Annotated in this window: 17 protein-coding genes, 3 tRNA genes and 2 pseudogenes; 12 read left to right on the forward strand and 10 right to left on the reverse strand. The window is 71.5% G+C overall.

Features of this window, described 5'->3' with window-relative positions:
* Window positions 1-140 precede the first annotated feature (140 nt).
* The 3 genes and pseudogenes from ACSJJR_RS03230 to ACSJJR_RS03240 all read left to right on the forward strand — a co-directional run.
* Window positions 141-959, forward strand: coding sequence for a replication-relaxation family protein (locus ACSJJR_RS03230; RefSeq protein WP_435942024.1), 819 nt, complete (start codon window positions 141-143; stop codon window positions 957-959).
* A 259-nt stretch (window positions 960-1218) separates the two neighbouring features.
* Window positions 1219-1659, forward strand: a complete 441-nt coding sequence (locus ACSJJR_RS03235) for a hypothetical protein (RefSeq protein ID WP_435942026.1) — start codon at window positions 1219-1221, stop codon at window positions 1657-1659.
* A 59-nt stretch (window positions 1660-1718) separates the two neighbouring features.
* A pseudogene (locus ACSJJR_RS03240) lies at window positions 1719-2687 on the forward strand (recombinase family protein); the annotation flags it as partial.
* A gap of 315 nt (window positions 2688-3002) precedes the next feature.
* Here ACSJJR_RS03240 and ACSJJR_RS03245 read toward each other — a convergent pair.
* Both ACSJJR_RS03245 and ACSJJR_RS03250 read right to left on the reverse strand, forming a co-directional pair.
* Entirely contained in the window at window positions 3003-3194 is a 192-nt protein-coding gene (locus ACSJJR_RS03245) for a hypothetical protein (protein ID WP_435942027.1), read from the reverse strand.
* A 493-nt stretch (window positions 3195-3687) separates the two neighbouring features.
* A tRNA-Ile gene (locus tag ACSJJR_RS03250) sits at window positions 3688-3781 on the reverse strand.
* A gap of 115 nt (window positions 3782-3896) precedes the next feature.
* Here ACSJJR_RS03250 and ACSJJR_RS03255 point away from each other — a divergent pair.
* Window positions 3897-5084 (forward strand): aminotransferase class I/II-fold pyridoxal phosphate-dependent enzyme, encoded by a 1188-nt coding sequence (locus tag ACSJJR_RS03255; RefSeq protein WP_435942029.1) that lies wholly within the window; start codon window positions 3897-3899, stop codon window positions 5082-5084.
* Between the two features lie 66 nt (window positions 5085-5150).
* Window positions 5151-6083, forward strand: a complete 933-nt coding sequence (locus ACSJJR_RS03260; protein ID WP_435942030.1) for an alpha/beta hydrolase — start codon at window positions 5151-5153, stop codon at window positions 6081-6083.
* Here the strand turns inward: ACSJJR_RS03260 and ACSJJR_RS03265 are convergent.
* From ACSJJR_RS03265 to ACSJJR_RS03275, 3 genes and pseudogenes are all read right to left on the reverse strand, one after another.
* Window positions 6041-6568: pseudogene (locus tag ACSJJR_RS03265) on the reverse strand (DeoR/GlpR family DNA-binding transcription regulator); the annotation flags it as partial. The gene ACSJJR_RS03260 and the pseudogene ACSJJR_RS03265 overlap by 43 nt on opposite strands.
* 136 nt (window positions 6569-6704) lie before the next feature.
* A tRNA-Val gene (locus tag ACSJJR_RS03270) sits at window positions 6705-6777 on the reverse strand.
* Window positions 6778-6830: 53 nt separating this feature from the next.
* Window positions 6831-7235 carry a DUF3052 domain-containing protein gene (locus tag ACSJJR_RS03275; protein WP_435942031.1) on the reverse strand — a complete coding sequence of 135 codons (405 nt, stop codon included), beginning with the start codon at window positions 7233-7235 and terminating at the stop codon, window positions 6831-6833.
* A gap of 353 nt (window positions 7236-7588) precedes the next feature.
* Between ACSJJR_RS03275 and aceE the strand changes: the two genes are divergently transcribed.
* Window positions 7589-10345, forward strand: coding sequence for a pyruvate dehydrogenase (acetyl-transferring), homodimeric type (aceE, locus tag ACSJJR_RS03280; protein WP_435942032.1), 2757 nt, complete (start codon window positions 7589-7591; stop codon window positions 10343-10345).
* A 107-nt stretch (window positions 10346-10452) separates the two neighbouring features.
* On the opposite strand, the gene aspA is transcribed toward aceE, so the two are convergent.
* Window positions 10453-11916 (reverse strand): aspartate ammonia-lyase, encoded by a 1464-nt coding sequence (gene aspA / locus ACSJJR_RS03285; RefSeq protein ID WP_435942034.1) that lies wholly within the window; start codon window positions 11914-11916, stop codon window positions 10453-10455.
* A 143-nt stretch (window positions 11917-12059) separates the two neighbouring features.
* Between aspA and ACSJJR_RS03290 the strand changes: the two genes are divergently transcribed.
* From ACSJJR_RS03290 to ACSJJR_RS03305, 4 genes are all read left to right on the forward strand, one after another.
* Window positions 12060-13238: a PucR family transcriptional regulator gene (locus tag ACSJJR_RS03290; protein WP_435942036.1), complete on the forward strand. Its 1179-nt coding sequence runs from the start codon at window positions 12060-12062 to the stop codon at window positions 13236-13238.
* 2 nt (window positions 13239-13240) lie between these two features.
* Complete coding sequence (locus ACSJJR_RS03295) at window positions 13241-14206, forward strand: ACP S-malonyltransferase (RefSeq protein WP_435942038.1); 966 nt, start codon at window positions 13241-13243, stop codon at window positions 14204-14206.
* A 140-nt stretch (window positions 14207-14346) separates the two neighbouring features.
* Window positions 14347-14598, forward strand: coding sequence for an acyl carrier protein (locus ACSJJR_RS03300; protein WP_435942040.1), 252 nt, complete (start codon window positions 14347-14349; stop codon window positions 14596-14598).
* Between the two features lie 7 nt (window positions 14599-14605).
* Complete coding sequence (locus ACSJJR_RS03305) at window positions 14606-15868, forward strand: beta-ketoacyl-[acyl-carrier-protein] synthase family protein (protein ID WP_435942042.1); 1263 nt, start codon at window positions 14606-14608, stop codon at window positions 15866-15868.
* A 40-nt stretch (window positions 15869-15908) separates the two neighbouring features.
* Here ACSJJR_RS03305 and ACSJJR_RS03310 read toward each other — a convergent pair whose 3' ends face one another.
* Both ACSJJR_RS03310 and ACSJJR_RS03315 read right to left on the reverse strand, forming a co-directional pair.
* A complete protein-coding gene (locus tag ACSJJR_RS03310; protein WP_435942043.1) occupies window positions 15909-16409 on the reverse strand; it encodes a DUF3145 domain-containing protein in 501 nt (166 codons plus the stop codon).
* Between the two features lie 174 nt (window positions 16410-16583).
* Complete coding sequence (locus ACSJJR_RS03315) at window positions 16584-17075, reverse strand: peptide deformylase (protein WP_435942045.1); 492 nt, start codon at window positions 17073-17075, stop codon at window positions 16584-16586.
* A 57-nt stretch (window positions 17076-17132) separates the two neighbouring features.
* Between ACSJJR_RS03315 and ACSJJR_RS03320 the strand changes: the two genes are divergently transcribed.
* The gene (locus tag ACSJJR_RS03320) at window positions 17133-17783 is read left to right on the forward strand and encodes a hypothetical protein (protein ID WP_435942046.1); all 651 of its coding nucleotides are present in this window, start codon (window positions 17133-17135) and stop codon (window positions 17781-17783) included.
* Between the two features lie 61 nt (window positions 17784-17844).
* Window positions 17845-17916, forward strand: a tRNA-Asn gene (locus tag ACSJJR_RS03325).
* A gap of 189 nt (window positions 17917-18105) precedes the next feature.
* Here the strand turns inward: ACSJJR_RS03325 and dnaG are convergent.
* A complete protein-coding gene (gene dnaG, locus ACSJJR_RS03330) occupies window positions 18106-20103 on the reverse strand; it encodes a DNA primase (protein ID WP_435942048.1) in 1998 nt (665 codons plus the stop codon).
* A gap of 62 nt (window positions 20104-20165) precedes the next feature.
* Window positions 20166-21479 carry a deoxyguanosinetriphosphate triphosphohydrolase gene (locus ACSJJR_RS03335; protein ID WP_435942050.1) on the reverse strand — a complete coding sequence of 438 codons (1314 nt, stop codon included), beginning with the start codon at window positions 21477-21479 and terminating at the stop codon, window positions 20166-20168.
* Between the last annotated feature and the right edge of the window lie 42 nt (window positions 21480-21521).

The following is a 21521-nucleotide window of genomic DNA, read 5'->3' on the forward strand; positions in this document are numbered from 1 at the left end:
CGTGACTTTGCAGCCGGTGGGCGAACACGGGAGGTGACTAGCAGCCGTACTCGGCTGCTCGCCGACCGCGGGCAACACGCCACAAGGCACGAGATGTCGAGAGGAGGGGGCAGACAAACATGAGAACCGCAAGAACAACGATGACGAGCACCCCTGGACGAATAGGGAGGCAACAGCTGGCTCAGATCGCTGATCAGCTCGACACTATCGACCGCAGATTGCTGGCTCTGCTGGCTATCCACCGCTACGCCACCACCGGCCAGCTGGCTCAGATCGTGAACATCACCGGTCACTGGGCCACGGGACGCTCAGCGTTGCGGCAGACCACCCGTCGCCTGGACCGCCACCGACGTCTGGGACTGGTCGAGCACCTTCAGCGTCGTATCGGCGGGGTCCGGGCAGGCTCCACCGGCTACGTCTGGCACCTGCGCGAGCCTGGTCATCGTCTGGTCGCCCCCGAGCACGCCAACCGGCGCCGCTACGGCGAGCCCTCTCACGCCTTCCTGGCTCACACCCTGGCCATCACCGAGGTGAGGGCGGTGATCGAGCAAGCAGCTCACGACGCCGGCGGACACCTCACCCTGCTGCGCACCGAACCGGACTGCTGGCGCTCCTGGAGCGGATTGGGAGGCGCCCGCCACTGGCTCAAGCCCGACCTCGAGGCTATCACCACCACCAAGGATGGTGAACAGGACCACTGGCTGCTTGAGGTCGACCTGGCCACCGAGAATCCCGCCCGGCTCCTAGCCAAGTGCCACCACTACCAGGCCCACTTAGATACCGGCGCCCAACAAGCCCAGGACGGCTACTACCCCCAGGTCGTCTGGCTGCTCAATGAACCCCAGCGAGCAGCTCGCCTCGATGCCCAGATCCGCGCCGACCACCGCCTCACACCCGGCCTGTTCGCCATCGCCGCCAGTGCCGAGCAACTGACCAGGCTTATCCAGAAAGGTCCATAGTGCTTCCCGTGGAAGCCAGTCATCAGAGAGGGGATATATCCACCAATACGCGCCATAAGCCATCTAGTATCTTTAATTTTAGAAGCATATTCTCTGCATTGTTTCCAGTGTCGCCTATGAGTACCTTTTACAAATCAAGTGAAGCCAGGTAATTTCAACTTGACTCTTCACGCTAACTGAGCGTCAATAGAAGCAGAGGCAGGACCGTTCTGATCTCTTGCGCCAATAACTAAGAAATACCGAGGGGAGGAGCCATTTCATGCCCAGAACCACACCAACTGAACCCAACGGCGAGGGTGTCGTCATCTACATCCACGGTCAACGCTTGGCCGAAGTCACCCAGCAGGCCACTGTGCTGCGGCGCTACTGCCAGCACGCGGGATTGGAGGTCGCCACCGGGTTCCACGATCTGGAGGGCCGCACCATCGGCCTAGCCATGGCGCTACGCGCTATCGAGGAAACCGGTGTCCGCTACCTGTGCACCACCAACTGGCCGCCAGCCGCTCTGAGCGCTGAGGAGGCCTTGTCTGTCCGTGAAGTCCTGGGTCGTCACCACACCAGCCTGCTCACCATCGACGGCCAGGCTATGCAAGGGCCGCCGCACCTCGATGCGACCAATCACCAGGCCGTAGGGGACGCACCCCAACACGCCGACCTGAGCCGACCTGGCGGCACCAGCACCGAACGGAGGCCTCAATGAACCCGCCAACCGTCCCGCACACTTCGGTCGCGCCACCAACTCCTGATCCTCTGGCGGCGATGTCGGCGGCACTGACACCCAAACGCGCGGTGTCTTACATCCGAGTCTCCACCCGCGAGCAGGCCGAGCGGGCGGGCACCGAGGAGGGCTTCTCCATCCCGGCTCAGCGGGAGGCTAACAAGAAGAAGGCTGCTTCCATGGGCGCGCTGGTGGTCAAGGAGTTTGTCGACCGAGGCGAGTCGGCCCGCAGCGCCAACCGCCCCGAGCTGCAGAAGATGCTGGTCTACCTGCGCCAGGCCGGGGACGTGGACTACGTCATCGTCCACAAGCTCGACCGCCTAGCCCGCAACAGGGCTGACGACGTGGAGATCAACCGGGCCTTCGAGGAGGTCGGCGTCCGCCTGGTGTCCACGTCAGAGAACATCGACCAGACCCCCGGCGGCGTCCTGTTGCACGGCATCATGAGCTCCATCGCCGAGTTCTACTCCCGTAACCTGGCCAGCGAGGTCATCAAGGGCATGGGCGAGAAAGCCCGTAGTGGCGGCACCATCGGCAAAGCACCACTGGGCTACCGCAACGTCCGCGGCCGAGACGCCCAAGGACGCGAGATCCGCACCGTCGAGCTCGACCCCGACCGCGCACCCCTGATGCGACTGGCTTTCACCGAGTACGCCACCGGCAAGTGGACCGTCGCTGCCCTAGCCAAGCACCTGGCCGACCTCGGCCTCGACCTACCAGCCACCCCCACCAAACCGGCCAAGCCCATCACCAAGGGAAGGCTCCATACCCTGCTACGCCACCCCTACTACCGCGGTGTCGTGACCTTCCAGGGAGTCGAGTACCCCGGCCAGCACCAGGCCCTGGCCGACCCCGCCACCTGGCACAAGGTTCAGGACATCCTGAGCTCCCACCGCAACGGCGAGCGCCAGCGCATCCACAACCACCACCTCAAGACCACCGTCGTCTGCGGCCAGTGCGGCTCGCGTCTCCTGGTACAGAACGCCAAGAACGGTAGTGGGGTCGTCTATCCGTACTTCGTGTGCTCCCGTAGGCACCGCAAGCACGACTGCACCTTCCGGGCCGCGCTCATCGAGCAGGTCGAGACCCGCATGAGCGACCTCTACCACCACATCCACCTCAGCGAGCAGGACCGCCAGGCGGTCGAGCACTACCTACTGGCCGAGCTCGACCGCATCGAGACCCACAAAGCCCACGACATCCGCTCCCTGACCACCCGCCGCACCAACCTCAAGGACCAGCGCCACCAGCTGCTCCAAGCCCACTACGCCGGAGCAGTGCCCCTAGACCTGCTCAAGACCGAACAGGACCGCCTCACCCGCGAGCTAGCCGCCATCCAGCGCCGCCTCGACGGCTACCAAGCCGACGCTACTCTGGTTCGCCAGCACCTGACCCAAGCCCTCGACCTCCTCCAAGACTGCCACCGCCTCTACCAAGCAGCCCCAGACCACCTCAAGAAGCTCCTCAACACCGTCTTCTTCGACCGTGTCCTGGTCAACCCCGACACCGACGAGCACGGCAACCTCATCCTACCCGGCAGCCATCCACCACAGGACATGGAGGACGAGAGGAACAGCGGCGAGGAGCAGGAGGGCAGCAGCGAGGAAGAGCGCGGTGCCTACGATCCGTCAGCCGGGCCTTCAGTACTGGACGAGACAGACGAGATGGGGCAGGCAGAAGAGCTGGAGGACATGTCCGCGCCGGCTTCGGCGCCCATCCGCGCCTACGACCACGACAGCCAGACCCGTGCCGCTGCCTTCCTCAACCCGCCCTTCGACCAGCTGGCCAGCCCCAGCCTCCGCCAGGCCGCCCGCCAGAGCCGACCAGACCTGCAGGCCGGTGTCAGTCCGAAGAGCGACGGAGACGACACCCACCGACCAGACCCAGACGACCACGCCGATGTGTCGGTCTCACAACGAAAAACGCCCACCCTAACGGGTGAGCGCACATCGTCGGCTGAGACCGCTCTCGAGCCGAGTCCGCTTGACGCGGGTTCGTATAAGGATGTCGTGGTACCCCCACTGGGACTCGAACCCAGGACCTTGTGCTTATCAGGCACGGACGAGGTATAAGCTCGCTGCTCTAACCACTGAGCTATGGGGGCGCCTGCGACGGCGGTCGCCGCCAGCACAGCACACACTACCTCCTCGCGGGCACCACCCGGTCCGGCAGGCGGCCCCTGCGGGCAGGGGCCGGGCGCCCGTCCTACTCTGCGCGCTATGAAGCCCGCCCGCCGCGCCCTGACCGCCCAGCCCTTTCACGCGATGAGCATCGGCGCGCGGGCCCAGACCCTGGAGGCCGCCGGCCAGGACGTGGCCAAGCTGAGCCTGGGAGAGCCCTCCTTCGGCGCTCCCCCGGGCGTGCACGCGGCCATGCGTGAGGTGATGGACGGCCGGGCCCTTCCCTACACGCCGGCGGCGGGCCTGCCCGCCCTGCGCGAGGCGGTCGCGGGCTGGTACCGCCAGCGCCACGGGACCGACCTGGACCCGCGGCGGGTGCTGGTGACGGCGGGAGGATCGGCCGCCCTCGTCCTGGCGACGGCTCTGACGGTGGAGGCGGGCGACGACGTCGTCATGGCGGACCCGTGCTACCCGTGCAACCGGCAGCTGGTGGAGGCCTTCGGGGGCCGGGTGGTGCTTGCGCCCTCAAGCCCGGCCTCGCGCTACCAGCTCAGCCGCCCGCTCATGGAGGCGGTGTGGACGCCGGCGACCTCGGCCGTGCAGGTGGCGACGCCGTCGAACCCGACGGGCACGTCGATCCCTTTCGAGGAGCTGGGGGCGATCTGCGCCTCGGCCCGTGAGCGCGGGGCGTGGCGGGTGGTGGACGAGATCTACCTGGGGCTGTCGGACCCTGACGAGCAGGGACGCGTGGCGCGCACGGTCCTGGAGACGGACCCCGAGGCGCTGGTGGTGTCCTCCTTCTCGAAGTACTTCTCGATGACGGGCTGGCGGCTGGGCTGGCTGGTGGTGCCCGAGTCGCTGGTGGAGGCGGCCGAGAACCTGGCGGTGAACTTCTTCCTGTGCGCGGCGGCGCACACGCAGCAGGCGGCGCTGGCCTGCTTCACGCCAGCGGCGCTGGCCGACTGCGAGCAGCGCCGGCTCGAGCTCGTCGAACGCCGTCGGCTCGCACTTGAGGGGCTCGGGCGGCTGGGTCTTGACGTGCCGGTGGTGCCCGACGGCGCCTTCTACGTGTACTTCGACGTGTCGGCCACGGGGCTGACCTCCTGGGACTTCTGCGTGCGGGCCCTGGAGGAGGCGCGGGTGGCGCTGACGCCGGGACGCGACTTCGGGGTGGCGACGGCGGACAGCCATGTGCGCCTGTCCTACGCGGCCAGCCGGGAGGAGATCGCCCTGGGCCTGGAGCGCCTGGAGCGCTTCATGGACCGGCTGCGCCGAGGCGGACGGTGAGCCCACCCGGCCCGTGAGCCCGCCGGGCCGATGCGCCCGGCCGGCCCGTGCGGATAGTGTCGGGCGATGACGCCCAACTCGTACACCAGGTTCCTGCCGCAGGGGCTGCGCTGCGCCGCCCGGCTGACGCCCGAGTCCACGTGGTGGCAGTGGCGCCGCCACGACGTGCACCTCGCGCGTGCGCGCAGACCCGAGTCACCGGCCCGTGTCATCGTCGTCCACGGGGCGGGCGGGCACAGTGGGGCGCTGTGGCCGCTCGCCGCGCTCGTGGCCCACCGTGGTGTGGACGTGTGCGCCGTCGACCTGCCCTTGTACGGGCGTACGCGCTCACCGGATCCGGCGGCCGTGCGCTACGGGCACTGGGTGGATCTTCTGGTCGAGCTCGTCGAGGTCGAGCGCGATCACCGGCCCCTGGTGCTGTGGGGTGCGAGCATCGGCGGTCTTCTCGCCTACGAGGTCGCGGCCCGCTCGCCGCATGTGGCGGCGGTGGCGGCCACGTGCCTGCTCGACCCGGGCGACTGGCGCGCCCGCGCCCGTATGACCCGCGTGGGCGGCCTGGGGCTGTTGGGCGGGCCGTTGTCGGGCCTGGTCGCAGGCGCTGCGGCGCGCACCATGGTGCCGATGAGTGCCGTGGCGGACCTGGGGCGCATGAGCCGCGACCCCGCGCTGTCGCGCCTGTGCGCCATCGACCCGCGTGGGGGCGGCGCCCGGGTCCCGCTGGGGTTCCTGGCCTCCTACCTGCGCTTCGCCCACACCCCGCCCGAGCACAACCGCACACCGGTGACGCTGGTGCACCCGGCCCGGGACGCGTGGACGCCGCTCGACCTCAGTGCCCGGGTCCTGGCCCGGGCCGCCGGCCCGGCCACGCTGGTGGTGCTGCGCGAGTGCGGCCACTTCCCCATCGAGGACCCGGGGCTGTCGGATCTGGTCGACGTCGTCGTCGGCCTGGCGCGCGGTCAGGGCGCCGCAGTGCGCCCGAGTGCCCGCGGTCCCCAGTAAGCGCCGGCGGCACGTGCCTCGTCCCCGCCCGGCCGCCCTCCGGCGTCGGCGGCGGCGCCCGCGACCACCATCCGCCCGCAGGCGCGTGCGATCGCGGTGCTGATGCCCTCGGGCGGGCGGATATTGGTGACCAGCCCGGTCAGGTCGTGCCAGGAGCCGATGGTGTAGCTGCCGACGACGCCGAACTTCGCCGAGTCGGCGACGACGTAGGCGGCTTGGCTGGAGGCGGCGACGGTGCGTTTGATGTCGATGTCGTCGAAGGTGAAGTCCGTGGCCCCCGTTGAGGCGTCGATGCCGCCACAGGACAGGATCGCGACGTCGAAGTGCATGCGCCGCAGGAACTCGTGGGTCGCGGTGCCGGTCAGGGCGTACTCGCCGTGGCGCAGACGGCCCGGGGCGACGATGAGGTCGATCCGGGGCGAGTCCGCGAGCGCGTCGGCAACCAGCAGGGAGGCCGTCGTGACCATGCCGGCGTAGGAGCCGGCGAGGGCGCGTGCGGCTCGTGGGCGCCTCGCGGCGCACGCGCAGGAGCTTCGCCGACGCGGGCATCGTCCTCATCGAGGACTGATCTCGTCCGCGACGGCCATGAGGTGGCGGACCGCCGCATCATGGCCGTCGTAGTGGACCCGGCCGGGCTCGAACCGACGACCGACGCGGTGTAAGCGCGTTGCTCTACCAGCTGAGCTACAGGTCCTGGGTGCGGGGTCGGCTAACCGGCTCCCGCGCCGCGGTGGGCACGTGGCGCCCTCAGCGCCTGCGGCTGGAGACGCGGATACCGCTCCAGCGCTCCCCCATGGCGGCGGCGCTGGTGGCGTGCATGCCGGCGGTGCGGGCCGCCTCCTCGACGTCCCCGGCGGGCACGGCGCCCGTGGTGCGGGCCTTGGGGGTCAGCACCCAGATGACGCCGTCGCCGTCGAGGTTGGCCTGGGCGTCCACGAGGAGGTCGGTGAGGTCGTCAACGTCACCGTCGTCGTCACGCCACCAGACGATGGCGGAGTCAGCGACGTCCTCGTAGTCCTCGTCCACGAGTCCGGTGCCGGTCTCGGTCTCGGCGGCCTGGCGCAGGGCCTGGTCGACGTCGTCGTCGTACCCGAACTCCTGGATGATGAGGCCCGAGGCGAAGCCGAAGGCCGCGCCCGCTCTGGTCGTCACTGTGTCTCTCCGATTCCTGGACCGGCGGTCCCTGGTGCGTGGCTGCGGGCGCCGCGGTCGCGGTCCCCGCCCTAAGTCCACGGCACGAGGGCACCGGTGTGCAAGTGAGGACAGGAGCGTGGACGGCCCGCACCCACCGCAGGGGGATCACCTAGGATTGTGCGCGTGCCCGACCTCACAAGCCACATGGGACTTTCTTCCCAGTCTCGACGTCTTTCGCCCTCCAGAAGGCCGTAGATTAGTAGGCACAGTCAATCGCGGCCGCGTCCGGTCGCGCCCTGAGCCACCAGGGACGACCCACAACCGACCACCACCCGAGCCACCCAGCACCGACGCGAGGAAAGAGGGAACACGTGAGCCCGACCAGCGACTCCACGCCGCTCATCGACGGCCTCCTGACCAAGGTCACCGACAACGACCCCGAGGAGACCAGGGAGTGGCGTGACTCCCTCGACGCGCTCATCGAGGAGAAGGGCGCCCCACGCGCCCGCTTCATCCTCCTGTCGATGCTCGCCGAGGCGCGCAAGAAGAACGTCAACCTGCCCACGCAGACGACGACCCCCTACGTCAACACGATCAACGTCGTGGACGAGCCCTACTTCCCCGGAGACGAGGACACCGAGCGCACCTACCGCCGCTGGCTGCGCTGGAACGCCGCCGTCATGGTCACGCGCGCCCAGCGCCCCGGCGTCGGTGTCGGCGGCCACATCTCCTCCTACGCCTCGACGGCGACGCTGTACGAGGTGGGCATGAACCACTTCTTCCGCGGCAAGGACCACCCGGGTGGCGGCGACCACGTCTTCTTCCAGGGGCACGCCTCCCCCGGCAACTACGCCCGCGCCTTCCTCGAGGGCCGCCTGAGCGAGGACGACCTCGACGGCTTCCGCCAGGAGTACTCGCACCCGGCCGCCTCCCAGGGCCGCGGCATGCCCTCCTACCCGCACCCGCGCCGCATGGACGACTTCTGGGAGTTCCCCACCGTCTCCATGGGCCTGGGCCCCGCCGAGGCGATCTACCACGCCTGGTTCGACAAGTACCTGCACGGCGCCGGCATCAAGGACACCTCCCAGCAGCGCACCTGGGCCTTCCTCGGCGACGGCGAGATGGACGAGCCCGAGTCGCGCGGCATGCTCCAGCTCGCGGCCAACCAGCAGCTCGACAACCTCACCTTCGTCGTCAACTGCAACCTCCAGCGCCTCGACGGGCCCGTGCGCGGCAACGGCAAGATCGTCCAGGAGCTCGAGGCCTTCTTCCGGGGCGCGGGCTGGAACGTCATCAAGGTGATGTGGGGCCGCGGCTGGGACCAGCTCTTCGCCGCTGACAAGGACCATGCCCTCGAGCACCTCATGATGGAGACCCTCGACGGCGACTTCCAGTCCTTCAAGGCCAACGACGGCGCCTACGTGCGTGAGCACTTCTTCAACCGCGACCCGCGCACCGCCGAGCTCGTCAAGGACTGGACCGACGACGAGATCTGGGCCCTGCAGCGCGGCGGCAACGACTTCCGCAAGGTCTACGCCGCCTACAAGGCCGCCACCGAGCACAAGGGCCAGCCGACGGTCATCCTCGCGCACACCGTCAAGGGCTACCTGCTCGGCTCACACTTCGCCGGCCGCAACGCCACCCACCAGATGAAGAAGCTGACGCTGGACGACCTCAAGGGCCTGCGCGACCGCCTGCACATCCCCATCACGGACGAGCAGCTCGAGGCCAACCCGAAGATGCCGCCGTACTACCGTCCGGCCGACGACGACCCGGCGCTGCTGTACATGCTCGAGCGCCGCCGCCAGCTCGGCGGGTTCGTGCCCGAGCGCCGTGACAACGGCAAGGTCCTCGACCTGCCGGGGGACAAGGCCTACGACGTCCTCAAGGGTGGCTCGGGCAAGCGCGAGGTAGCCTCGACGATGGCCTTCGTCCAGCTGCTCAAGGAGCTCGTCAAGGACAAGGGCATCGGTCGGCGCATCGTGCCGATCGTCCCCGACGAGTCGCGCACCTTCGGCCTGGAGTCCCTGTTCCCGACGAAGAAGATCTACAACACCCTCGGCCAGAACTACACGCCGGTGGACGCCGAGATGATGCTGTCCTACCGCGAGTCCACCTCCGGCCAGCTCATGCACACCGGCATCAACGAGGCCGGCTCCGCCGCCGTCTTCCAGGTCGCGGGCACCAGCTACGCCACCCACGGCGAGCCGATGATCCCCGTCTACATCCTGTACTCGATGTTCGGCTTCCAGCGCACGGCGGACCAGTTCTGGGCCGCGGGCGACCAGCTCGCCCGAGGCTTCCTCATCGGCGCCACCGCGGGCCGCACGACCCTCCAGGGCGAGGGCACCCAGCACATGGACGGCCACTCGCCGCTCATCGCCTGGACCAACGAGGCCTTCGCCGCCTACGACCCGGCCTACGCCTACGAGATCCGCCACATCGTGCGCGACGGGCTCCAGCGCTGGTACGGCCCGGACGAGACCCGCAACCGCAACATCATGTACTACCTCACGGTGTACAACGAGCCGATCCACCAGCCGGCCGAGCCCGAGGACGTGGACGTCGAGGGCATCATCAAGGGCATCCACCAGATCGCCAGCGCCCCTGCCGGAGACGGCCCCGAGGTCCAGCTCCTGGCCTCGGGCATCGCGGTGCCGTGGATCATGGAGGCCCGTGACATGCTGGCCGAGCAGTGGGGCGTGCGCGCCAGCGTCTGGTCCGTCACCTCCTGGGGCGAGCTGCGCCGCGAGGCCCTGGAGGTCGAGCGGCACAACTTCCTCAACCCCGAGGACCAGCGGGTGCCGTACCTCACGCGCACGCTGGGAGTCGGCCACGGCCCCGTCATCGCCACAAGCGACTACGACCACGCCGTGCAGGACCTCATCCGCCCGTGGGTGCCCGGCTCCTACCACGTGCTGGGTGCGGACGGCTTCGGCTTCTCCGACACCCGCAAGGCGGCCCGCCGCCACTACCTCATCGACTCGGCCTCCGTCGTCACCAAGGCGCTGCAGGCCCTGGCGCGGGAGGGCAAGGTGGACGCTTCCGTGGTCTCCCAGGCGATCGCCCGCTACGACCTGACCAACGTCAACGCCGGCACCTCCGGCTCCGACGCCGGCGACGCCTGATCCGGGCGGCACCGCCCGAGGACGCGCTCAGGGGCCCGGACCGGCCGCGTGCCGGTCCGGGCCCCTGGCCGTCCCGTCCCTCGGGTGCCCAGTCCCCTCCCGGGGGCTCAGCTCCTGACCTCGGCGGCGGGCACCGACGGGTCGGAGCCCGAGTAGTAGCGGGCGTCGCGGTAGTGGGGGTGCAGCAGGTTCTCCGGGCTCAGCAGCTCGTCCAGCGTCCGCTCGTCCAGCAGCCCCATCTCAAGGACCACCTCGCGCACGCTGCGGCCGCTGCGGGCGCACTCGCGCCCCACGAGGTCGCCGTTGCGGTGGCCGATGACCTCGTTGAGGTAGGTGACGATCCCGATGGAGGACAGCACGTGGCGCCGGCAGACCTCCTCGTTGGCCTCGATCCCGATGACGCACAGCTCGCGCAGGGTACGCATCGCGTTGGTCAGCAGACGGATGGACTCCAGGCTCGTCTGCCCGATGACCGGCTCCATGACGTTGAGCTGGAGCTGGCCGGCCTCGGCGGCGAAGGTGAGGGCGACGTCGTTGCCGATGACCTTGAAGCACACCTGGTTGACGACCTCGGGAATGACCGGGTTGACCTTGGCCGGCATGATCGAGGATCCCGCCGCCCGCTCGGGCAGGCGGATCTCGCCGAGCCCCGCGCGCGGCCCCGAGGACAGCAGCCGCAGGTCGTTGCAGATCTTGGAGAGCTTGACGGCCAGGCGCTTGATCGCGGCGTGCATGGACACGTAGGCGCCCGTGTCGCTCGTGGCCTCCATGAGGTTGGCGGCGCCCTGGACGGGCAGGCCGGTGATCTGCCTGAGGTGACGCACCGCGGTCTGCGGGTAGGAGGGAGGGGTGTTGAGCCCGGTGCCGATGGCCGTGGCCCCCAGGTTGACCTCCAGCAGCAGCGCCGAGTTGTTGCGCAGGCGCACCACCTCCTCCTGAAGCAGGACGGCGAAGGCCTCGAACTCCTGGCCCAGGCTCATGGGCACGGCGTCCTGGAGCTGGGTGCGGCCCATCTTGAGCACGTCCTTGAGCTGCAGGCCCTTGGAGTGGAAGGCGTCGATGAGCCTGAGGAGCTCGGCGACCAGCTCCTCGACGCGCGCGTAGAGCCCCAGCCGGAAGCCGGAGGGGTAGGCGTCGTTGGTTGACTGGGACTTGTTGACGTGGTCGTTGGGGTTGACGACGTCGTAGCGACCCTTGGCGTAGCCCAGGTGCTCCAGGGCGAGGTTGGCGATGACCTCGTTGGTGTTCATGTTGATGCTGGTGCCGGCGCCGCCCTGGAACACGTCGATGGGGAACTGGTCCATGCAGCGGCCGGCCTGGAGCACCTGGTCGCAGGCCCACACGATGGCGTCGGCGATCTCACCGCTGAGGGTGCCGAGCTCCCGGTTGGCCAGCGCCGCCGCCTTCTTGACCTGGACCATGCCGCGCACGACGGCCGGCTCCTCACCGACCGTGCTGCCGGAGATCCTGTAGTTCTCACAGGCACGCAGCGTGTGGATCCCCCAGTAGGCCTCCAGAGGGACCTGCCGCTGGCCGAGCAGGTCCTCCTCGGTACGAGTGGCCTGAGACATCGTCGTCCCTCCTGTCCGCGCCCGCGGCGCGCGTCATCGACTCGGTGCGGCCCGTGCACGGGCGGCGCCGGCAAGCCTATCGGCTTGCAGCCACCAGGGCCGGGTTGTGGCATTCCTACAAGGCTGCTGTCTACGATGTCGGCATGAACGAGCTGAGCCTGCCCGCGGTGGCGGCCCTGCGCCGGGCGCAGGACCCGATCATCGAGCACTCCATCGACCGCATCAGTTCCGCCCACCCCTGGTACCGCACCCTGCCGGAGGCCCAGCGCCGCCAGATCGAGAAGGTCGCGCGCCTGGGCGTGACGATGTTCGTGGACATGGTCGAGACCCCGCAGACCGCCGTCGCCCCCTCCCAGATCTTCTCCGACGCCCCCGCCGCCCTGACCGGCACGATCACCCTGGAGCAGACGCTCGCGCTCGTGCGCACCGTGCTCGACGTCGTCGTCGAGGAGGCGCCGCAGGCCGTGCCCGAGGACATGCAGGACCGGGTGACGATCCTCGTGCTCACCTTCGGGCGCGACGTCGGCTTCGCCGCCGCCGAGGTCTACGCGCGTGCTGCCGAGGCACGTGGCGCCTGGGACGCGCGCCTGGAGTCGGTGGCGGTGGACGCCATGCTCCACGACTCCCCCGAGGACGCCGCCACCCGGGCCGGCTCCGCCGGCTGGTCCGGGACCGGCCCCGTCCTCGCCGTCGCCGCCAGGGCGGTGCTCGACGCCCTGGCAGTCTCCCGCCTGCGGCACCACTGCCGCCAGGTCACCTCCGACTGCCTCGTGTCCGTGCGGGGCGAGTCCGTCATCATCATCCTGGGCGGCTCGGTGTCCTCCCAGGTCCCCGGTGAGACGCCCGAGCGGGCCCTGGACCGCGTCGCCGTCCAGGTGGCCGAGCGGCTGGGCGGTGCTGCCGTCATCGGTCCCGTCGTCGCGGGCGTGGCCCAGGCAGGGCGCTCGCTGCGCTCTGCGCTGGCGGGCCTCAGCGCCCGGGCGGGGTGGGCCCAGGCACCCAACCCCGTCCACGCCGACGACCTCCTGCCCGAGCGGCTGCTCAACGGTGACGAGCTCGCCGTCGAGCAGATCTCCGCCCTCGTCGGCGCGCCCCTGCACGCCATGGGCGAGCCCTTCGAGGAGACGGTCGCGACCTACCTCGCCCTGGGAGGCAGCCTCGAGGCGACGGCGAGGGCCCTGTTCGTGCACGCCAACACGGTGCGCTACCGCCTGGGACGGGTCGCCGAGCAGGTCGGCTGGGACGCCACCGACGCCCGTGACGGCCTCATGCTCCACATGGCGGTCATCATCGGACGGCTGGCGGCACGGCGGGAGGACTGAGGGTGCGCGCCATCCTGTGCCCGGGGCAGGGCGCGAGCCTGCAGACGCTGCTGCCCGGGCTCACCCCCAGCGCCCCGCCACCCGAGCAGGCCGGGTCGGCCGCGCTGTCGCGGGCCATGGACCAGCTCGTAAGCGACGTGGGCTGCGTCTGCGGCCTCGACCTGAGCGCGCTGGTGGGCCAGCGTGCCGGCAGCCCCGACGACGAGCCGCTCGGCACGCACGTGGCTCAGCCGCTCACCGTCCTCGTGTCACTGCTGAGCGCGCTGCGCGCGGGGCTGCTCCTTCCGGCTGCGAGCACGCAGGTGGCCGTTGCCGGAGCGCAGCCGGCAACCGTGGTCGCCGGCCACTCGCTGGGATCCGTCACCGCCCTCGCCCTGGCGGGCGCGCTCAGCCCGCTCGAGGCGGTGAGGCTGGCATCCGTGCGAGGCCGGGCGATGGAGTCCTGCTGCACCGCCGCTGACGGCACCCGCCGGGGCTCGATGACCGCCGTCGTCGGCGGGGAGCGTCAGGCCGTGCTCGCCGAGATCGCCTCCGCGGGGCTCACCGTGGCCAATGTCAACGGCGCGCAGCAGGTCGTCGCCTCCGGGCCCCTCGAGGCCCTGGCGCGCCTGCGGCCGCCCGCCCGCGCCCGGCTCGTGCCCCTCGAGGTCGCCGGCCCTTTCCACAGCCCCGCGATGGCGGGGGCGGCGCCGGCGCTGGCGCAGGAGGTCAGCCACCTGCCTGAGCGTGCCCTGCAGCGGACTGTTGTGGACGACGCGACCGGTGCGCTGCACCCGGCCGGGACCTCCTCACGCGCGCTGCTCGAGGCGCTGGCGGGCAAGCTGACGGCACCCGTGCGCTGGGACCTCGTCCAGGAGCGGCTGCTCGCCCTGGGCACCGATCAGGCCGTGGTGCTGGCCCCTGCCGCGGCCCTGGCCGGCCTGGCCCGGCGGGGGCTGCCGGGGGCTGCGGTCACACGGCTGGGCTGAGGGCGCGGGCGGTCACGCGCACCGCCGACGATGAGGGACAATCGTCCCGGACCGGGCGCACCGCCCGACGCGCCGGGCCCCGGGCACGGCGTCCAGCCCCTGCCGGGCCCTCACGGGCCCGCCCAGCCGAAGGAGCCACCATGGCAGATGAGACCAGCACCGACGTCCTCAGCGCCGTCCTCGAGTTCACCGCGCAGGAGGCCGGAGTGGACGTGAGCGAGGTGAGTGAGGCCTCCCGCTTCGCCGACGACCTCGACATCGACTCTCTGGGCCTGCTCACCATCGCCACCCAGGTCGAGGAGCGCTTCGGCGTCACGCTGGACGACTCGCTCATCCCGACCCTGCCCACGGTCGGCTCCCTCGTCGCGCTCGTCGTCTCCCTCAAGGGCTGAGGCCGGGGTGATCGACGCCGCCACGCTGGCACCGCGCACCGCGGTCGTCACCGGTCTGGGGACCACGAACCCGCTCGCGGGCGATGTCACCGGAACCTGGCAGGCGCTGCGCGCCTCGCGCAGCGCCGTGCGCGCCATCGACGAGGACTGGGCCGAGGCCCTCGCCCTTCCCGTCAGGGTCGCGGCACCGCTTGCCGTCGAGCCCGCCACCGTGCTCACGCCGCGCGAGCTGCGCCGTCTGGACCGAGCCAGCCAGTGCGCGCTGCTGGCCGCACGCGAGGCCTGGGCGCAGGCCGGTGGCGAGGCCCTGGCGGCACGTGCCGGTGCCGAGCGCCTGGCGGTGTCGCTGTCGCCCGGCATGGGGCCGGTGCTCTCGGTCATGGAGGCCTGGGACACCCTGAGGCAGCGCGGCCCGCGGCGGGTCCTGCCGACGGCGGTGCCCGCCCTCATGCCCAATGCTCCCGCCGCCACGGTCGGTATCGAGCTGGGGGCCAGGGCCGGCATCCACGCGCCCGTGTCAGCCTGCGCCTCGGGGGCTGAGGCGATCGCCTACGCAGCGGACCTCATTGCCCTGGACCGGGCCGACGTCGTCGTCGCCGGCGGCACGGACGCGGCCCTGCACCCCATGACGGTGGCGGCCTTCGCGGCGATGAGGGCCCTGTCGACGCGGAACGACGACCCGGCGACGGCGTCACGGCCCTTCGCCGCGGACCGCGATGGCTTCGTCCTGGGCGAGGGGGCGGGCGTGCTCGTCCTCGAGGCGGCCGGGCACGCCGCCGCGCGCGGTGCCAGGGTCCTGGCGGTGCTCGCGGGTGCCGGGGTGAGCGCTGACGCCTACGACGTCGCCCGGCCCGAGCCCAGCGGCGCCCAGCAGGAGCGGGCCCTGCGCCTGGCCCTGGAGCGCGGCGGTATCAACCCGGCCGAGGTGGGGCACGTCAACGCCCACGCGACCTCGACGCCTGCCGGCGACGTGGTCGAGGCCCAGGTCCTGTCCCGCACGGTCCCGTCCGCCGCGGTCTCTGCCACGAAGTCCGCCACCGGGCACCTGCTGGGCGGTGCGGGAGGCCTCGAGGCGGTCCTCGCCGTCATGGCGCTGGTCGAGGGGTGGCTGCCGCCGACGCTGCTGCCGGGGGGGATCGACCCGCAGGTCGTGGCCACGGGTCTGGACGTCGTGGGTCCCGGCGGCCGCCAGGCGCCCGGGGTGCGGGTGGCAGTGAGCACGTCCTTCGGCTTCGGCGGCCACGACGTGGCCCTGGCCTTCACGGCCTGAGCCGGGAGGCCGCCTGCCCAGTGTCCTCGCGGCAGGTGGATCAGCCGACCCGGTGGAGCCAGCGCACGGGGGCCCCCGCCCCGGCGTAGCGGAAGGGCTCGAGCTCGTCGTCCCAGGCCTGGCCGAGTGCGAGGTCGAGCTCGCGGCGCATGACGGCGGGCTCGTCGGCGTGCAGGAGGGCGGCGCGCACACGGTCCTCGGGGACGACGACGTTGCCGTGCGCGTCCGTCTGGGCGTGGAAGATGCCGAGGTCGGGGGTGTGGGACCAGCGTCCGCCGTCGGTACCGGGCGAGGCCTCCTCCGTCACCTCGTAGCGCAGGTTCGCCCAACCGCGCAGGGCGCTGGTCAGGCGCGCCCCGGTGCCGACCTGCCCGACCCAGCTGGCCTCGGCCCGCATCATGCCGGGCGCCGCGGGCTGCTCGGTCCAGTCCAGGTGCACCCGGGCACCCAGCGCCTCGGCGGCGGCCCACTCGACGTGCGGGCACAGCGCGCGGGGTGCGGAGTGCACGAAAAGGACACCGCGGGTGTAAGCACCGTTCACGACGGATCGCCTCCTGTGGTTCGAGAGTCGTCTTCCCCAACGTCCTCGAGCCGGACCAGCGGTCCTCATGACGCACGCGGCGTGCGCCACCAGTATGACGTGGGCGGGCGCACCGGTCCACCCGGCACGCCCGCCCACGCAGCCGTCCCGGGCGGGGACGGCGCCGCGTGCGCCTTACAGCCCCTTGGCCCGCAGGTCCCTCATCGCCTGGGCGCGGTGGCGTCGGTCCAGGCGGTCGAGGTAGAGGTGGCCGTCGAGGTGGTCGCACTCGTGCTGGATGCAGCGGCCCATGAGCTCCTCCCCCTCGACGACGACCTCCTTGCCGTCCAGGTCGGTGCCGACGGCCCGCGCGTACCAGGCGCGCTTGGTCGGGTACCACAGGTCCGGCACGGACAGGCAGCCCTCGTCGCCGTCCTGGTACTCATCGAAGTCGAGCTCCTGGATGCGGGGGTTGAGGATGTAGCCGATCTCGCCGTCGATGTTCCAGGAGAAGGCGCGCAGGCTCACGCCGATCTGGTTGGCGGCCAGGCCCGCGCGGCCCTCGGCGTCGACGTTCTCGAGCAGGTCCTCGACGAGCTGCTTGACGGAGCCGTCGATGTCAGTGATCCAGTCGCACTGCGTGCGCAGGACGGGGTCGCCGATGATGCGGATGTCGCGATGTGCCATGGGGACATCCTCGCACGTGCGCCCCGGGAGCACGCCGGGCGCCGGTAGCCTGTGCGCGTGCCCGCACCCCGTCTGCCCCGTCTGCTGCCCTCACGCAGGGCTCGTGCCACCGCCGTCCCACCGCAGGCGGCCATGAGGGCCCTGCCCCGGGGCACACGCGTGCTGGGAGCGGTGCCGGCCAGCGAGCAGGGCTCCTGCTGGCTGGTGGCGACCCCGGCCGCGCTCCTGGCCGTCGGCACCACCGACGCCGCAGCCGCCCCGCTGCCCGCCCGCCTGACCTGGGACCGCCTGACCCGCGGCTCCTGGGACGCCCAGGAGCGCGTGCTCACCCTGCGCCTGCTCGGCGAGGGCGCCGACCGGCGGGTGCCGGTGCCGCCGGTGCTGCGCTACGAGGTGGGGGCGGATGCGCACGGCACCCTCGAGGAGGTGCGCGACGTGGACGAGGCACCCTTCCTGCGGGCCCTGCGCGAGCGGGTCGAGGCCACGATCGTCCACCACGTGTCCACCACCCTGCCCAGTGGGGTGCGGCTGACGGCCTCGGTGCGCCGGGCGCCAGACAGCGGGCTGTACACCGTCCTGGAGCCGCAGGCACAGGCCGAGGGCGTGGCGGCCTTCCCGCAGGAGGTCACCGAGCTCCTGCGCCGCGTGAACGACGGTGTGGGGCTGCCCACACAGATTGATTCTCGCGGGATTCCGCCGTTGCGGTGAGCTCGGACGATTCGACGCCCACGGGCGCGGTTGCTAGAGTTCTACCCGCGCCCAGCGCGATTCCCGCGTAGCTCAATGGCAGAGCACTCGACTGTTAATCGAACGGTTGCTGGTTCGAGTCCAGCCGCGGGAGCCCTTCGAGGCCCTCACCCTTCCGGGTGGGGGCCTCACTCTGTGCGGGACGCCCCAGCCCCACCGGCCGGGGCGTTTTCCGTGCCCGGGGACCACTGGTCGCCCGGCCCCGGCTGAGGCAGGGCCCACGGTGCCAGGGCCCACAGCGTTGTCACCCGCCGTCGGCGCCCTCACGCCCGCTCCTGCCGGCTCAGGCCTTTGCACTCAGCTGGATGCGCCGGTTCTCCAGGCCGACGATCTCCTCGAAGACCTCACGGTAGCCCTCGTCCTCGGGCGACATGCGCCGCTGGCGCCCGCGCAGCTCGGTCAGGCGCCGGTTGACGTCCATACGGGCCAGGGAGGTGATGACCTCGCGCGCGTAACGCTCGACGGAGGGCCCGTCCACCACCCCGTTGGCGTCGCGGCGCAGGGCCAGGGGCAGCTCGACCACCGCCAGCGCGGTCAGGGCCCGGTCCACCTCGGGGGCCGCCCCCAGCCGGACCTGCGCGACCCAGCGGCTCACGGCCGTGCGCTCGACCGCCTCACGTCCAGCCCCGCCCGCGGTGAGCGCCTGGACCTCCTGCTCGGCACGGTCCACTCCCCCTCCAGCCTCCAGGGCCTCGAACACCGCGCGGTGCACCGGGGTGACGAAGGCTGCGGGCGCGATGGCGTCCGCGCCCGCCCGCGAGCACACCAGCGGCATCTGGACCATGACGGCCAGGACCTGGCGCTCGAGCGCCGTGACGCTGTCCTGGGCGGGGGGGAGGGCGGGACCCGGCCCGCTGCCGGGGCCGGGGTGGTCCTCCTGGGGCGCGGGGCCGCCTCCGCGGCGCTCGGCAGCCTGGACGGCGCCCCGGACCTCGTTCTCGGGCAGGGCGAGCCAGCCGGCAAGCCTGCGGGTGTACTCACGGCGCAGCGCCCGGTCGCGGATGCCGGCGACCACCGGGGCGGCGGTACGCAGGCCCCGCACGCGCCCCTCGGCCGTCTCGAGGTCCACCGAGGCCAGCGAGGTGCGGATGACGAACTCGAACAGGGGCTTGCGCCGCTCAAGCAGGCGCGCGATGCCGTCGGCGCCCTCCTGCAGGCGCACGTCGCACGGGTCCAGGCCGTTGGGGTCAACGGCGACGAAGGTCTGGGCGGCGAAGTGCTGGTCCTCGCCGTAGGCCCGCAGGGCGGCCTTGCGCCCCGCGGCGTCGCCGTCGAAGGTGAAGATGACCTCCCCGCCGCGCACCCGGTTGCCCATGAGGACCCCCGCGGAGGGGTCGGCGGCGTCGCCCAGCAGGCGGCGCACGATGCGCACGTGGTCCTCGCCGAAGGCGGTCCCACAGGTGGCGACGGCGCACTCGACACCGGACAGGTGGGCGGCCATGACATCCGTGTAACCCTCGACGACGACGACGCGCCGGTCCCGGGCGATGCTCCTCTTGGCCAGGTCCAGGCCGTAGAGGACCTGGCTCTTGTGGTAGACGGCGGTCTCCGGGGTGTTGAGGTACTTCGGGACGCTCGGGTCCTCATCGGACAGGCGCCGGCCGCCGAAGCCGACGGTGGCGCCGGTGACGTCGCGGATGGGCCACATCACGCGGTCGCGGAAGCGGTCGTAGACACGCCCGCCTCCCGCCCCGCCCTGGCCGCACAGGCCGGAGGCCACGAGCTCCTTCTCGGTGAAGCCCTTCGCACGCAGGTGCTGGGCGAGGCCGTCCCAGCCGGCGGGGGCGTAGCCGACACCGAAGTGCGCCAGGGCCGCGGTGTCGAAGCCGCGCCCGAACAGGAACCTGCCGGCGTCGGCGGCAGCCGGGTTGGAGGGACTGAGCTGGGCGCGGAACCACTCCTCGGCGACGCGGTTGGCCTCGAGCAGGCGCTGGCGCGTGCCGGGCTCGACGGCGCGCCGGACCTGGCCGCCGCCTTCCTCGTAGCGCAGCTGGACACCGACGCGCCCGGCCAGGTACTCGACGGCCTCGGAAAAGCCCAGGTGGTGGATCCTCTGGACGAAGGTGATGACGTCGCCGCCCTCACCGCAGCCGAAGCAGTGCCACAGGCCCTGCTGGGGCCGGACGTGGAAGGAGGGGGTGCGCTCGTCGTGGAAGGGGCACAGCCCCTTGAGGGAGCCGACGCCGCCGCTCTTGAGCGTGACGTGCTCGCCGACGACGTCCTCGATCCTGGCGCGCTCGCGCACGGCATCGATGTCCTCGCGCTTGATGAGTCCCGCCATGCGCCCATCCTAGACGGGTGCGCCCAGGCGCCGCCCGGGGCCCTGGGGGCTGTGGACGGTGCTCAGAGCTCGGAGAGCATGCCGCACAGGCGGGCGTGCCACTGGCGTGCGGAGGTGTCGGTCAGGGAGGCGATCTGGTCAACGACGGCGCGCAGGCGCCCGGCGTCGTCGTCAGCCTCGCGCCAGGCGTGGGCGAAGACGGGCTCGAGGTGGCGGTCGCCCGACTCGATGAGGGCGTCGGCGAGGTCGAACAGCTCGGTGCGCTGGCGCAGGTAGACCGGCTCGTGCTCGCGCGGCGCCATGACGTAGCGCACGGCCGCGCCCTTGAGCACGAGGATCTCGTCGGCCGTGTCCTGCGGGACGACGAGGTCCGCGTCGTAGCGTGACAGGGGGCCGTCACCGAAGGCCTGCCGCGTGGCCACGGCGACAGCGGAGACAAAGCGGCCGATGAGCTGGCTCGTGAGGTTCTTGAGCGCTGCCGCGTCGCGGGGCGAGCCGGTGTAGGAGCGGAGCCACAAGCCGGTGCCGGTCAGGCGCTCCCAGGCTGCGGCGAGACGGTCGGCGCTGGCGGCCGGCCCGTACCAGTCCCGGGTCGCGGTGATGACGGCCTGCGCCTCGGCCTCGGCCGTGACGGCCCCGGGGTCCATGCGCCCCAGGGCGATGGCGTCCTCGACGTCGTGCACGGAGTAACCGACGTCGTCGGACAGGTCCATCACCTGCGCCTCGAGGCAGCGGCGGTGGGCGGGGGCGCCCTGCCTCATCCAGGTGAAGACGGGCATGTCGTCGTCGTAGCAGCCGTACTTGCGCGCGCTCACGCCCTCGGGCCCGCCCGGTCCCCCGCCCCGGGGCCACGGGTACTTCGCGATGGCGTCCAGGCTCGCCCGGGTGAGGTTGAGGCCGACGCTGCGGCCCTGGGCGTCGAGGCTCTTGGGCTCGAGGCGGGTGACCAGCCTCATGGTCTGGGCGTTGCCCTCGAAGCCGCCGATGGAGGCGGCGACGACGTCGAGGGCCTTCTCCCCGTTGTGCCCGTAGGGCGGGTGGCCCAGGTCGTGGGCGAGGCAGGCGGTGTCAACGACGTCGGGGTCGCAGCCCAGCGCCTGGCCGATCGCCCGGCCCACCTGGGCCACCTCGAGAGAGTGCGTCAGGCGGGTGCGCACGAAGTCGTCGCTCGAGGGCCCCAGGACCTGGGTCTTGGCGCCGAGGCGGCGCAGGCCCGAGGAGTGAAGCACCCGGGCGCGGTCGCGCTCGAAGGGGGTGCGCTGCGGGTTCTTGGCGGGCTCGGGGACGTAGCGCTCGACGTCGTGGCCCCGGTAGCCGACGAGGTCACCGGCGTCCTCATTGCTGGCGAGGGCACCTGCGGGCTCAGGTATTGACATGCGTCCAAGCCTACGCAGGGGCACGCTACTATGACGGTGGGG

The sequence above is a fragment of the Actinomyces sp. W5033 genome, from assembly GCF_051303165.1.